Source organism: Pseudomonas sp. RT6P73, assembly GCF_054897715.1.
Window position 1 is genome coordinate 1,848,216 of record NZ_JBUBUV010000002.1, and the last position, 13,784, is coordinate 1,861,999.

Annotated in this window: 12 protein-coding genes and 1 pseudogene; 5 read left to right on the forward strand and 8 right to left on the reverse strand. The window is 60.1% G+C overall.

The features are described from left to right. Window positions 1–229 precede the first annotated feature (229 nt). The gene (locus ACYZT6_RS09085) at window positions 230–835 is read right to left on the reverse strand and encodes a TetR/AcrR family transcriptional regulator (protein ID WP_462026575.1); all 606 of its coding nucleotides are present in this window, start codon (window positions 833–835) and stop codon (window positions 230–232) included. After that, the gene (locus tag ACYZT6_RS09090) at window positions 822–1,673 is read right to left on the reverse strand and encodes a 3-hydroxybutyryl-CoA dehydrogenase (RefSeq protein WP_462026576.1); all 852 of its coding nucleotides are present in this window, start codon (window positions 1,671–1,673) and stop codon (window positions 822–824) included. The genes ACYZT6_RS09085 and ACYZT6_RS09090 overlap by 14 nt, the downstream gene beginning before the upstream one ends. Window positions 1,674–1,838: 165 nt before the next feature. Here ACYZT6_RS09090 and ACYZT6_RS09095 point away from each other — a divergent pair, with 165 nt between their 5' ends. Then, on the forward strand, window positions 1,839–2,864 hold the full coding sequence (locus ACYZT6_RS09095; protein ID WP_462026577.1) for an AraC family transcriptional regulator: 1,026 nt from the start codon (window positions 1,839–1,841) through the stop codon (window positions 2,862–2,864). Window positions 2,865–2,970: 106 nt separating this feature from the next. Here the strand turns inward: ACYZT6_RS09095 and ACYZT6_RS09100 are convergent, their stop codons facing one another. Both ACYZT6_RS09100 and ACYZT6_RS09105 read right to left on the reverse strand, forming a co-directional pair. Further along, window positions 2,971–3,627 carry a DUF2931 family protein gene (locus ACYZT6_RS09100; RefSeq protein WP_462026578.1) on the reverse strand — a complete coding sequence of 219 codons (657 nt, stop codon included), beginning with the start codon at window positions 3,625–3,627 and terminating at the stop codon, window positions 2,971–2,973. Beyond that, window positions 3,627–5,168, reverse strand: a complete 1,542-nt coding sequence (locus tag ACYZT6_RS09105; protein ID WP_462026579.1) for a T6SS phospholipase effector Tle1-like catalytic domain-containing protein — start codon at window positions 5,166–5,168, stop codon at window positions 3,627–3,629. The genes ACYZT6_RS09100 and ACYZT6_RS09105 overlap by 1 nt, the downstream gene beginning before the upstream one ends. A 488-nt stretch (window positions 5,169–5,656) precedes the next feature. On the opposite strand from ACYZT6_RS09105, the gene ACYZT6_RS09110 reads away from it, so the two are divergent. Both ACYZT6_RS09110 and ACYZT6_RS09115 read left to right on the forward strand, forming a co-directional pair. After that, the gene (locus ACYZT6_RS09110; protein ID WP_462026580.1) at window positions 5,657–6,016 is read left to right on the forward strand and encodes a DUF6124 family protein; all 360 of its coding nucleotides are present in this window, start codon (window positions 5,657–5,659) and stop codon (window positions 6,014–6,016) included. 191 nt (window positions 6,017–6,207) lie between these two features. Then, entirely contained in the window at window positions 6,208–8,022 is a 1,815-nt protein-coding gene (locus ACYZT6_RS09115; RefSeq protein ID WP_462026581.1) for an ABC transporter ATP-binding protein, read from the forward strand. On the opposite strand, the gene ACYZT6_RS09120 is transcribed toward ACYZT6_RS09115, so the two are convergent. Beyond that, complete coding sequence (locus ACYZT6_RS09120) at window positions 7,994–8,947, reverse strand: alpha/beta hydrolase (RefSeq protein WP_462026582.1); 954 nt, start codon at window positions 8,945–8,947, stop codon at window positions 7,994–7,996. The two genes, ACYZT6_RS09115 and ACYZT6_RS09120, sit on opposite strands and share 29 nt — an antisense overlap. A 127-nt stretch (window positions 8,948–9,074) precedes the next feature. Between ACYZT6_RS09120 and ACYZT6_RS09125 the strand changes: the two are divergent. Further along, window positions 9,075–9,268: pseudogene (locus ACYZT6_RS09125) on the forward strand (deoxyribose-phosphate aldolase); the annotation flags it as partial. Here the strand turns inward: ACYZT6_RS09125 and ACYZT6_RS09130 are convergent. Then, the gene (locus ACYZT6_RS09130; protein WP_462026583.1) at window positions 9,269–10,267 is read right to left on the reverse strand and encodes an NAD(P)H-quinone oxidoreductase; all 999 of its coding nucleotides are present in this window, start codon (window positions 10,265–10,267) and stop codon (window positions 9,269–9,271) included. Between the two features lie 140 nt (window positions 10,268–10,407). Further along, a complete protein-coding gene (locus ACYZT6_RS09135; protein ID WP_462026584.1) occupies window positions 10,408–11,628 on the reverse strand; it encodes a YbfB/YjiJ family MFS transporter in 1,221 nt (406 codons plus the stop codon). A gap of 115 nt (window positions 11,629–11,743) precedes the next feature. Here ACYZT6_RS09135 and ACYZT6_RS09140 point away from each other — a divergent pair, with 115 nt between their 5' ends. Next, entirely contained in the window at window positions 11,744–12,619 is an 876-nt protein-coding gene (locus ACYZT6_RS09140; protein WP_462026585.1) for a LysR family transcriptional regulator, read from the forward strand. A 180-nt stretch (window positions 12,620–12,799) separates the two neighbouring features. Here the strand turns inward: ACYZT6_RS09140 and ACYZT6_RS09145 are convergent, their stop codons facing one another. Further along, window positions 12,800–13,522 carry a pirin family protein gene (locus ACYZT6_RS09145; protein ID WP_462026586.1) on the reverse strand — a complete coding sequence of 241 codons (723 nt, stop codon included), beginning with the start codon at window positions 13,520–13,522 and terminating at the stop codon, window positions 12,800–12,802. Window positions 13,523–13,784: the final 262 nt, after the last annotated feature.

A 13,784-nucleotide genomic window follows, 5' to 3' on the forward strand; every position in this document is an offset into this window, starting at 1 on the left:
GGCAAGTCATCAAGCTGACGAAGCAGGGGAATGGAGCTCGCTCGCGGCTTTCTGGCTTAGAGGGAGAATGTAGGAGGTTAGGTCGTATGGCAATGTACGTTCACTTCAGGTCACAATTTTTTCGCGGTCGACCATCCACGGCCGTAGGCACGTATATAGAAAAGTCCGGCAGTGATGCGGCGAAGGCCTAACCGGAGTGGTTAGCGTTGGCACTGAAGTAACGCTGTCCTCAGGCCACTGCACGGGCGGCAGGTGATGGGCGCAGCAAGCGTTCGACAGCACCGGTCACCATGTTTTCCAGCAGCTCATCACGCTGCGCTTCCTCCAGCGGATGCTGCGCCAGCCAGCCGGGCGCGCTGTTGAGCAAGTTGGCGATGGCGTGTCCGGCGGCCATCAAACCCTGTTCGCCGAGACGGGACGGGGCGCCGAGCATCTTCAGCAACTTGCGTTCGTATTGCTCGCGCAACTGGCGAACGCGCGCTTGTTGCTCTTCGTTCAAGCAGCCGCTGTCGCGCTCGGCCAGGCGAAAATGCCAGGGCATTTCCCGGTGCAGATTCAAGTGTGCGCGGATCAGGTTTGGCAGTTTGTCGCGTTTGGCCGAAGCCTTTTGATCGATGCGCCCGAGGGTCGACAGCAGTTCTTCGTAGAACTCCTCGATCAGGTCGAGCAGCAAGTGCTGCTTGCTCGGGAAGTGGTAATACAACGAGCCCGGGGACAGCCCCAGGCACGTTGCCAGCTCACGCATGCCGACCTGCCCGAAGCCCTTGCTGGCGAACAACTCCAGCACTTTGTCCCGGTACTCGGCGAAGCGTGAACAACGCTCAGGCATAGGCATGGAAGCCACGTCCTGTCTTGCGTCCCAGGTAGCCGGCGGCGACCATTTCCTTGAGCAGCGGAGCGGGGCGGTATTTGCTGTCGTTGAAACCGTCGTAGAACGCTTCGAGAATCGCCAGTACGGTGTCCAGACCGATCAGGTCGGCCAATGCCAACGGGCCGATCGGTTGGTTGCAGCCCAGGCGCATGCCGGCGTCGATGTCTTCGGCGCTGGCCAGGCCTTCCTGGAACACCAGAATCGCTTCATTGATCATCGGCACCAGAATCCGGTTGACCACAAAACCCGGGCGGTTGCCGGCGGTGATCGCGGTTTTGCCGAGGGTGGTGGCCATCTCCAGCGCCAGGGCGTGGGTTGCGTCGCTGGTTTGCAGGCCGCGGATCACTTCGATCAGGCCCATCAACGGCACCGGGTTGAAGAAGTGCAGGCCGATGAAACGCTCAGGCTGGCTGACGCTGGCGGCGAGTTGGGTAATCGACAATGACGAAGTGTTGGAGGCGATCACGCACTCGGCGCTGACCTGCGCGGCAATCTGTTGCAGCACGCGCAGTTTCAGGTCGAGGTTTTCGGTGGCGGCTTCAATCACCAGTTGCACGTTCTGCAGGCTGCTGTACTCGGTGCTGGTGCGGATCCTGGCGAGGGCGTCGAGCTTTTGCGCTTCGGTCAGGGTTTCCTTGGCAATCTGCCGGTCGAGGTTCTTGCCGACGGTGGTCAGCGCCTTTTGCAGGGCGCTGTCGGAGATGTCGAGCAAGGTCACGTTGAAGCCGGCCAATGCACAGACTTGCGCAATGCCGTTGCCCATGGTGCCCGCGCCGATCACGCCAATGTTTTGCAGATTCATGTACCCGTCCTTCCGATCAACCTTGCGATACCTTGGCCGCCGTAACGGCCGAAGGCGTACTATTGGCCGCGAGTCTAGAACCGGCAGGGCGGTTGTCCTATGCCGCAACTGTTCAACGGTGCTGGTGTTTTTTGCCATTCGGGCGATGGGGAGAGAAGCGTTCAAATGCGGGAAAAGGACTCGGTGGCGGCCTACTTCGTGCAGGCGATGATCCATGGGCATGGGGACAATCCGCAGCGCTCGCGCGCTGCGCTGGAAGAGGCGGGCATCGACCCAGCATTGATCGAGCAGCCGACCGCGCGAGTGCCGGCGAGTGCGTTTGCCGCGCTGTGGCTGATTCAGATCCGCACGCTTGACGACGAGTTTTTCCGACTCGACTCCCACGGCATGCCCCCCGGCAGCTTCGCGCTGATCTGCCGCGCATTGATTCAGGAACCCGACCTGCACAAAGCCATGCGCCAGTGCCTGGCTAACTTCGCGCTCTTCCTGCGCGACTTTCGCGGCACGCTGACGGTGCGCGGCAAACGCGCAATCATCAGCCTCGACACCCACGCGCAAAACGAAGACGCCAGCCGTTTTGGTGAAGAGACGTTCCTGGTGCTGATGATCAGCCTGCTGTGCTGGCTCGGCGGGCGGCGCATCCCCATCGACCGCGCGGACTTTCGCCATGAGCGCGTTTCCCTCAGCGACGACCTATTGCTCTGGGGCCCCAACCTGACCTTCGGCGCCGAACGCACCGAAATCGAATTCGCCAGCCACTACCTGCGCCTCCCGGTGGTCCAGGACCTGGCGTCACTGAAAGTGTTCCTGCGCACGGCACCGCAATGGCTGGTGATCCGCTTTCGCAACCAGCATGGCCTGGCGTCGCAAGTCCATCAGCGCCTGCGCAACAGCCATTACAGCCAATGGCCGACCTTGCAGGCGTTCGCCCTCGAGCAGCACCTGAGCCCGAGCACCTTTCGCCGCAAGCTGGAGCGGGAAGGGTGTTCGTATCAGGAGATCAAGGATGAAGTGCGGCGCGGCGTGGCGTTTGAGCAGTTGCGTGAGAGCCGGGCGAGTATCAGCGACATTGCCGAGCAGCTGGGTTTTCAGGAGCCGAGTGCGTTTCATCGGGCGTTCAAGAAGTGGACGGGGGAGAGCCCGGGGCGGTATCGGGCGCGGTTTCAGAAGGGCGTGGGAGAGGCGGGTTGACTCAATTGAGGTAATTTACCTCCACAACTATTTACGCGGCGCGCCACTGTTCATACCTCATACGCCCGCGCAGCTGCGATCCCCCAAAATTTCAACCATATGTTGGTCACCAGCTGCCGTAAGGAATTCCAAACTTCTCAATATAAAGCTTGGACTTCACACTCACCGGATACGCATATCGGCCTTCATTCTTGCCTTGGTCTGGGCCTAAAGGCTCAATTTCTGCTTTGGCTTGAGCCACCTCGACGGGACGATGGCAGGAATCTCTTACCCAAACCTTCACGACCCCGCCGGGAGCCATGCCTATATGGATAGACGCCATGTACCGGGCCTCTTGTTCTGGGGTGGCCGGGCAACGTCGCGTAACGGACGAATGCATCAGTTGTCTGGCTTGCTCAGGTACGTCTATCCAGACTTTATAGGTCTGTGGTTCTACGATGGATTGCCAGCGTACGAATATACGTTTGGGGAGATCAGCGCCGACCACCGCTTTGCCGGAACCGCCTACGCCTCGCCACCCTTTGGCGGACTCTGTGCCGTCCTCTGGTTGACCGCCTGATGCTGACCCTTTACCGGTGTGGTCAAACCGCTTGCCGTTGATATCTTCAACGGAGCTGTCCTCCACCCATACTTTCATGTAGTGGGGTTCGACGAAATCGAGCTCCCACCATTGAGACCTAGGGTCATTCTTTGCTGATAGCGGTTCCGCAGCTTGGCAGCCGGCAATGAATAGAAGGCCTAGTAACGTGATGAGTCGTTTCATTACCAAAGCGTCCAGTCCGGTACATGAGGATGTTGAACGCGGATTGCGTCCTGCGTGGGGGCATTAATGTAAACAGCCCTGAGACCGCTACCGTCGTTTCTACCCAGTGGATGGTTCCAGTTGGCAGACGTGTGGATGAACTTCAGTTTAAGTAACTGTTCTTCTTGCGGTGTGGTGCTGTAGTTGCCACCGACAAACCGGTCACACAGGGCCTGAAGCTCTTGTGGTATAGCCAGCTCGGACGAATCCGGGATGTCGTCAAAGCGAACACCTTTTTCTTTCGCCAAGTGATGCATCACGCGCAGGTAAACCCTCGAAAGCTTGCCGTTCACCGGACGCTTCAGCTGCAACGCGGCATAAACTCGCTTTTGTCCTGGACTGAGTCGGTCTTGTGGGCCATGGGGTAATTCGAAGGCTGCGGGCGTCACAATTTCCAGTAACCGGGTAGGCCAGCCGTTAGATACCCATTGGCTTTTTACCCTCGCCGCATCGCGGTAAATGGACGTGGTGGTGACATCGGTATTGATTGATACGTCAAGCGCTTGCATCGGACTGACGAGCACGCACTCTTGCGCCTCCTCGAGGTAACCGCCGCCAATATCTGAATGGACGCCGGGGACCGTGATCTCTGCGAAATCGGGTTTGATTCGGCTGAGGGCAAAGTTGGCTCGGCATTCGTCACGCGCTACCAGCTGGACGACGTCGGTGAAAAAACGACGATCGAGGTAGAGTTTGATGCCTGTTGCGATGGGGCTTTTGATATTCCCCAGGTTGGACCAGCCAGCAATCGATGGCACGGTATCGAACAGGCCGATAAAGCCCATATTGATGCTGCTTTTGTATTGGTCAATGAAAGTCGAACCAAAGGCTTTGGGATTGCCGCGTAGGACGTCTCCTAAAGGACCTTGCTTGCCACGCACGATTTCATTGGCGAAATGCCGAGCGGCTGCGGCACCGCGGCTAAAGCCAAATGTATCGAACGTCAGTGAGGTGATTTCACTGTCTGGGTTATCGACCAACACTTCATTGATGCGCTGCTTGATCAGTGCAAACGAGGACTGAACTCGTCCTGCAACGCCGGTCTCGCCGCGCCCGGCGCCTGCACCCACGACACTGTCTTTTTCCCCCGACTGGGTGCCGATGCCTTCAACGTAAACGACTCGGGAGGCCATTTTTTGCGGCCCTTCGCCCTCTGCTTGTTGAGTCACGGTATACAGATCGCTCAGCTTTTTCACATTGCTAGTGTCGTTGCCATAGCTGCTGTCCGGATCACTCATGAACGGTTTGCAACTGGCATTGATATCTTTTGGCGCAATGGGGTGATGGGCACCGCAAAGCAGACCCGCTTCGACGTTGTTGGCGTTATTGCCGGTGCCATCGAAGAAGACGCCAATGCGTAAGGCAATGCCCGTTTTTTGTGGCGTAGGTGCGGGGGCTTTGCCGTGTTTTTCGTATTCAGCCCAGCGCTGAGCGTGAATGTCGACTGGCTTGGCTTCGTCGTAACGGTAGTTTTTAGGCGGGTTGGGTACGTAGCCGCTCATCCTTGATTCCTTGGACTTGATCCCTGATTAACGCGCGCAGGGTGACACTCAGGGTGGAGGGAAGCAATGGATGGCACTTTGATTCAGTGGCATTTTTAGCGTTGCAGGACGTGCTTGTCAGGCCATTCAACATCGTGAATGTGTACTTGTTTAAAAGTGCTCAGGGTTACGTCCTGAAAGCTACAAAACCTTGCGCCGTTGCCTACGGCTACGCCAGAATCCGCCGGCTTGTGCGGTTTGACCTCGGACTCTATCGTTTCCCTGCCACTGCTCATCAGTGGTCGGGTTTAGTCGCCCGTTGTAGTCAAGTCGCACGATGTCTCTGTCAGTCGGGAATCCCCATCCCTGCTCCTGATGGTGGCTGTGCGCAGGGCGCTTTCGGGCGCGCCGATTTCTTGGCTCATCGGTCGACTAACCTGTGCACAGCTGCCTCCATTCGTTTAGTCGCGAACCGGTTGCAGCCTCACTCTTAGATGAGGTTAGAGCCAATGTTCAAGGTTACGCCAAACCCGCCGGACAACGATCCGGCATCCCCGTACGAACCCGATTCAAAGAAGCTCAATGAGGCTGCCGAACGCGCCCTCGACTTCCACTTTCCGTCGAATGCCGATATCAAAGCCACCCCGCGAACACGCAGTACCCTGTTTTCCGTGGACCCCGAGGCCACGGCCGAAACCTTGGCGGTTTATCTGGTCGAGACGCTGGCCTCGGTCGATGTGATGGTTCATCAGTTGGTGGATCATCTGGAGGGTGAGTCGCGTTATGCCCTGCTGGGTATTTCCAACAGCATCATGACGGCGGAGATCACGGCGAACCGGGTGTTGGATAAGATTGATTTGTCCAGGTAGTCGGTAACTCGGTAACTCGGTAACTCGGTAACTCGGTGAGCTGTGCAGCGGTGCCTTTTTTGGGGCTGCTGCGCAGCCCAGCGGGAGCAAGCTCCCTCGCCACAGGTGTTTGTCGCCTGTGGAATTTCCGACTGAAGTACCATGACGTCTTTGTTGTGTTCAGCGACTTCCTTGGCCGAGTTAATCAATCCATGCCTGCGGCGCTCTCCCGTTTCACCTCATTACTCGATCAGGCCAGACGCGCCTTGCTCCTGGTCTGGGGCACTTCTCGCGGGCTGTTCCTCGGCCTCGTCCTGGCCACCCTGATCGCCGGTGTCCTCCCGGCCTTGGCCGCTTGGCTGGGCCAACGCATCGTCGACGCAGTGGTTTTCGCCATGCAGTTGCACGCGCAACAGGGCAGTGCGCCGTTGTGGCCGGTGGTGCGTTACGTGTTGTTCGAGGCCGGCGTGTTGGCGTTGCTGTCCGGGACGCAGCGGGCGCTGTCGGTTCAGCAATCGTTGTTGCGGGTGCAGTTGGGGCAGAAGGTCAACACGATGATTCTGGAGAAGGCCCAGACGTTGTCGCTGGTGCAGTTCGAGAATTCCGAGTTTTACGACAAGTTGGTGCGGGTAAGGCGCGAAGCGTCGACTCGGCCTTTGGCGTTGGTGATGAAGTCGTTGGGGTTGATCCAGAACCTGATTGTGTTGATCAGCTTCGGCGTGTTGCTGGTGCATTTTTCGCCGTGGGCGCTGGTGCTGCTGGTGGTGGGCGCGTTGCCGGTGTTTTTCGCCGAGGCGCACTTTTCCGGGGATGCGTTCAGGCTGTTCACGCGTCGGGCGCCGGAGAGTCGGCAGCAGAATTACATCGAGACACTGCTCTCCCATGAGGGCTATATCAAAGAGGTCAAGTTGTTCGGTTTCGCGCCGTTGCTGTTGAAGCGTTATCGCGAGACGTTTGCCCGTCTGTATACGGAAGACCGGCGGCTGACCTTGCGCCGGGATGGCTGGGGATTCGTGCTGGGGTTGCTGGGCACCGCCGCGTTTTACCTGGCCTATGCGTGGGTGGTGGTTGATACCGTTCACGGCCAAATCAGCCTCGGGCAGATGACCATGTACCTGGTGCTGTTCAAGCAGGGGCAGACGGCGGTGAGCAGCAGTTTGAGCGCCATCAGCGGTCTCTACGAGGATGGATTGTACCTGTCGAGCCTCTACGAATACCTGGCCGAACCGGTGGTGGCCGATGCCGGGCATCTCACGGTGGGCGCGGTGCCCGGCGATGGTTTGCGATTCGAGAACGTGGGTTTCCGTTATCCGGGAGCGAGTCGGCCCGCCCTTGAAGGCATCGACTTGCATCTGGTGCCGGGGCGCAGCCTGGCGCTGGTTGGGGAGAACGGTTCGGGCAAGACCACGCTGATCAAGTTGCTGACCCGTTTGTATCGTCCCGATCACGGTCGCATCTTGCTCGACGGCAGCGATTTGCAGGTGTGGGAAGAAGACGCGCTGCGCCGGCGTATCGGCGTTATTTTTCAGGATTACATTCGCTACCAGTTCTCCGTCGGCGAGAACATCGGCGTCGGCGATACGCTGGCGTTCAACGATGAGCAGCGCTGGAAAGAGGCGGCCGCCGAAGGCATGGCCGCCCCGTTCATCGAGGGGCTTGATCGAGGCTACGCCACGCAGTTGGGACGCTGGTTTGCCGGTGGCCAGGAGTTATCGGGCGGGCAGTGGCAGAAGATCGCCTTGTCCCGCGCTTACATGCGCCGTAACGCCGATATCCTGATTCTGGACGAGCCGACCTCAGCACTCGACCCGGCTGCGGAGGCGGCGGTGTTCGAGCATTTCAGCGAGCACACCGAAGGCCGCATGACGTTGCTGATTTCCCACCGGTTTTCCAGCGTGCGCAATGCCGACCACATCATTGTGCTGGATCAGGGGGCGATCCTCGAACGCGGCGATCACGACAGTCTGGTGGCCGCGGGCGGGCGCTATGCGCAGTTGTTCAACCTGCAAGCCCGGGGTTACCGCTAGGCCCGGCCATCTGCGGTGGTTTTGCCTTCATCAAGCCTTCGAGTGCCTGGCGGTAATGGCTGCCCCCCAGGCTCATGCTGTTGTTGTGCGTACCGCCGGGGATCAACAGCAGGCGCTTGGGTTCGCTGGCGGCATTGAACAGCTGCTGGCTGAACCGCGAGGGCATGAACGGATCCGCCAGGCCATGCACCACCAAGAGCGGCATGTCGATGTCGACGATCTTGTCGATGGAATCGAATTTCTGCGACAGCAGCCAGCGCACCGGCAACCATTTCACCGGCAGGTTGCTGTCGGCCACTTGCGCCACGGCATCGCCCAGCGACGTAAACGTGGACTCGATCACCAGACCGCGCACCGGGATCGCGCTGTGGTCCTTTTTCGCCTGCGCCGCCAGGTCTGCGGCGAGGTCGATGGCCACCGCGCCGCCCAGGGAATGGCCATAGATCAGACGCTTGTTAGCGTCCGGTTGCATTGCCTTGAAGCGCTCCCAGGCGACGCGGGCGTCCTCGTAGACACTGGCTTCTGACGGCAGATCCCCCTTGCTCTGGCCAAAGCCGCGGTAGTCGATCGCCAGCACCGAATAACCCATCGCACGCAATTGCTCGATGCGGAACGCCTGGCCGGTCAGGTTCCAGCGCACACCGTGCAAATACAGGATCGACGGCGCATCGCGACGCGCGGCCGGCCACCACCAGGCATGCAGGTTTTGCCCGGCCTTGAAGCGGGTAGGCTTGATATCGAATTCCTCAACGTCCTTGGGCAAACCGCGATACCAGCCGGCGGTCCCCGGCTCGATGCGGAACAGCAGCTCGCGCTCCTTGTATTTGAGTACGCCGCAACCCACGGGCAAGCCGACGACCAGCGCGGCCATGCACAGCCATGGCAGCCAGCGTCGGCTGATGCGGCTCATCAGGTTTGAAAACATGCAAAGGTCCGGAGGGTGAAAAGGAAAGTTCGGGTTTTAACAGAAGCGTGGGGGCGATGGGGATTAATTCGACAGTCGTATGAATGGCCCTGATCAGTCGGTGATGCATAGGGCCCCATCGTCGGAACGCCGCCGCGCCACCGTGGAGGACGTCGCGCTGATCGCCGCACCGTCGGACCTGACATCGGCGTCAAGGCCTCCGGTGGCGTGCGCGACTACACGACCGCACTGGCGATGATCGAAGCCGGCGCCACGCGACTGGGCACCAACTCGGGCATCGCGATCATCGGCGGCGAATTGGCGGCCGGCGAGGGTTACTGATCAGTCCACCTGCAACACGATCTTGCCGATGTGGTCGCCGGCTTCCATCCGCGCATGGGCCTGCGCCGCCTCGGTGTACGGGTAAACCTTGTCGATCATCGGCAGGCAACGCCCGGCGGCTAGTACGGGCCACACGTATTCACGCAACTGTTCGGCGATCGAGGCTTTTTCTTCCCGGGTGCGCGAGCGCATCAGCGAGCCGGTGATCGTCGCGCGTTTGCCCATGATCGCCATCAGGTCGACGTCTTTGGCATGGGCGCCGCCGAGGAAGCCCAGCATCACCAAGCGACCTTCCATGCCCAGTGCGGCGATGTTCTGATTCAGGTACGAGCCGCCCATGATGTCGAGGATCACATTGACGCCTTTGCCGGCGGTTTTTTCCTGGATGACCTGGACGAAATCCTGGTCGCGGTAGTTGATCGCCTCGGCGCCCAGCTGACGAATCGCCGCGCATTTTTCCTCACTGCCTGCCGTGGCGAACGCCTTGACCCCGAATTCGCGGCAGAGCATCAGCGCGGTGGTGCCAATGCCGCTGGTGCCGCCGTGAATCAGCGCGCGCTGGCCTTTGCTCGCGCCGCCCATGTCGAACAGATTCGCCCACACCGTGAAAAAGGTTTCCGGGACCGCCGCTGCGTGGACCCAATCCATGCCATCCGGAATCGGCAGCGTCTGGCTGGCCGGTGCGACGCAATATTGCGCGTAACCGCCGCCATTGGTCAGCGCACAGACGTTGTCACCGACGATGAATTCGCTGACGCCCGCACCGATCGCCACCACTTCACCGGCCACTTCCAGCCCGGGAATCGGGCTCATACCGGGTTTCATCGGGTACTTGCCGGCGCGTTGAATCACATCGGGACGGTTGACCCCGGCGGCGTACACACGAATCAGCACTTCGCCTGCACCGGCGGTTGGCACCGGCTCCTGGCGCGGCTTCAATACCTCGGGGCCGCCGGGCTCGGTGATTTCAATCAGGGTCATGGTTTGGGGCAAAGTCATGTTGAAGTCCTGTCGAGAAAGTCATCTGTAAAAATGGGATCGCATGAGTGTACGAATGATTCAGTCCAATCCACCGACCCCCTGGAGGAGCGAGCCTGCTCGCGATAGCGGTATGTCAGTCACATTGATGCTGGATCTGCCTACGTCTTCGCGAGCAGGCTCGCTCCTACAGTGTTTGATCTGTTCAGCAAACGCATGGCCTGTTCCAGCAACAGCGCAACCACAATCGCGCCCGCCGCTATCACAAACAACAACCCATGTTGACCACCACTGGCATTGAACAACGCCGAATACGCAAACCCTGCAATCGCCTGAAAAGTGGCGAACGACACCGTCGCGCGGCTCCAGGCAATCTGCTGCTGGTGATGGTTCGGCAGCAGTTCATGAACCCGCGCCAGCGCCAGTGGAACGATGCCCGGCGGGAACGAACCGAGGATCACGGCCAGCAAGGCCAGGGCCGTGAACGAACTCGAAATCGACAACAGGCCTACGGCAATCGCCTGCACCACCAGCACCAGCCGAATGCTCAATTTCGCACCGAGTTTATCCGCCAGAAATCCGTAACTCACCGGCCCGATGATCGCGCCCAGTCCGTACATCACCCAGATCAGCGCGCCGACATGCGGCCCGGCGCCGAGCCCACGGGCCACGTAATCCACCAGAAACACCATCGCCGGCACCAGCCCGGCGGCCATGAATGCGTATTGGGCGAACAACAGGTAAACCCCTGGATCGGTCGGTGTTGCGGTTTTCTCGGCAGACACTTCAACGGCTTGATGATGCGCCTCTTTCGGCCAGCCGAACCAACTCGCCGCCGTCAGAACCAGTGACAGAAGACCCAGGCCAAACCAGGTTTGCTGCAAGCCAAGGCTCAACAGCGGCGGAACAATCGTTCCCGAGCCGGCAATGCCCAGGCCGATGCCCAGGAAGATCGCACCGCTGGCCAAACCTCGGCGGGATGCCGGCACATGGGGCAACACCGTCGCGGCCACCAGCACCATGATCGCGCCGCCGGCAACGCCCGAAAGCAGGCGCCAGCCGAAGAACCAGCTCACCGACAACGGAAAACCACAGGCGAAAAACGACAAGGTCACGGCCAGCATCATCAGGCGCAATGCCGTTTTGTTCGACGTGCGGTTGGCCAGTGGCCGGCCGATCAACGCACCGATCAGGTAACCCACGAGGTTGGCGGCGCCGAGGTACACCACGTCGCTGGCGGAAAACCAGTGCGCCTGAATCAACGAAGGAATCAGCGGCGTGTAGGCAAATCGCGCCAGGCCGATGCTGACCAGGCTGGCGCTGAGGCCGGCGAAGATCGGCAGCCAGATCGCGCTGCGCGGGGTGGTCGAGGTGCTGTGCATGGGAAACGTCCTGAGAGGTTTTACGCTTGGCCTCCAGACTATCCCGAACGGTTGATGCAATAACGCAGCGATTTTGCGTTATGGTGATGCGATTCTGCATCAGCAAGGAAAGGGCATGAATTGGGATGACGCACGGGTGTTTCTGGCGGTGTGCCGGGAGTCGACGCTCAGGGGCGCGGCGCGGGTGCTGGGGGTCGATCAGGCCACGGTGGGCCGACGGATCACCGCGCTGGAAAAGTCGTTGAGTGCGACGCTGTTTCTGCGCACCTCTGAAGGCTATGCGCTGACAGCGGTGGGGGAGGCGGCGTTGACGGCCGTGGAAAAAATGGAGCACTCGGCGCTGGAGCTGGAACGCCGGATTCAAGGGCTCGACGATCGACTGACCGGGCTCGTGCGGGTCAGCACCACCGACTCCATGGCCGTCGATTTCCTGATTCCGGCCATTGCCCGCTTGCATGCACAGCACCCCGACGTGCGCGTGCAACTGGACGCCTCCACGCAGATTCTCAGCCTGGCGAAACGCGAAGCCGACATCGCCGTGCGCAATACCCGGCCGGACAACCCGGACCTGATCGCCCGCCGCATCGCGCGCTGGCCGGTGGGCCTGTTTGCCTCTCAGGACTATGTAGATGCCCATGGCGTGCCTGAACCGGGCTCGGCGTTCGAGGGGCATGATCTGGTGGTGTATCAGCCGTATCTGCAAGGCAACAAAGACATGGCCCTGGTTTCGGAACCGCTGGGGCGGGGGCGGATTGTGGCCAGTCTGAGTTCCAGTTTGCTGGTGCGCCGATCGATTGCTGCGGGGCTCGGGGTCGGGGAAATTCCGGTGTACATGGGGGAGCGGGATGGGCTGATCAGGCTGTGGCCGGAGCGCACGCGACCGGTGCCGTATGACGTGTGGCTGGTGACCCACGCGGACTTGCGGCATACCGCCAGGGTTCGTGCGGTCATCGATGAAATTGTCGCGGTGTTTTCCGGTACCAGCGAATAACACGCAACCCCCTGTAGCAGCTGGCGAAGCCTGCGTTCGGCTGCGCAGCAGTCGTAAACCCGGCACACGCGGTGGGTCATATAGACCGCGGTGTCTGATTTTACGACTGCTGCGCAGCCGAACGCAGGCTTCGCCAGCTGCTACAGGGATTGCGTGATGGTCATGGCATTTGCGTGATGGTCATGGCATTTCCGGCAGTTCCTGCGGGCGCAGGTCGAACACCAGCACTTCGGCATCCACACCGTTGCTCAACGTCAGCACTTGCTCATCACGAACCCGCACGCCATCGCCTTCCTGCAACTGCACGCCGTTGAGTTCGACACTGCCACGGGCCACGTGCACATAGGCGTAGCGGTTGGCGGCCAGTTCAAGCGTGGCGCTTTCCTTGCCGTCGATCAGCGCGGCGTACACCCGTGCGTCCTGACGCACCTTCAGCGAACCCTTGGCCCCGTCGGGGGAGATGATCAGTTGCAGGCGCCCGCGTTTTTTCTGGGTGCTGAAGTGCTCTTGCTGATAACGCGGTTTGGCGCCGCTGACCTCCGGCACAATCCAGATTTGCAAAAAGTGCACCGGCCGCGTGGCCGAGTGGTTGTATTCGCTGTGCGCCACGCCGCTGCCGGCACTCATCAATTGCACGTCACCAGGGCGGATCACTGAACCGGTGCCCAGGGTGTCCTTGTGTTCCAGGGCACCTTCGAGCACGTAGGAGAAAATTTCCATGTCGCGGTGCGGGTGCTGGCCGAAACCTTTACCGGCGGCGACGCGGTCATCGTTGATCACCAGCAGGTCGGAAAAACCCTGCTCTTTCGGGTTGCGGTAGTTGGCGAAGGAGAAGGTGTGGAACGACTTCAACCAACAGTGATTGGCGGCGCCGCGATCGGAGGCTTTGCGAAGGGTCAGCATGATGAAATCTCCTGTGGGGACGTTGATTCGTCCGAGTGAGGAGAAGATTAATGGTTACTGGTGGGTTCAATAAGTAGATGTAAATTGAAATACTGTCTCTCTCAGGTTGACAGTGGCAGGCGTGCCATAACGTATTCTTCTCCGACGCCGGCGCCGCACATTGGCCATAATGCACAGCACTACTCTGATGCCGGACACAAAGCCCCTGTAGGAGCGAGGCTTGCCCGCGAAGGCGGCGTGTCAGTCAGTATCAATGTTGAAT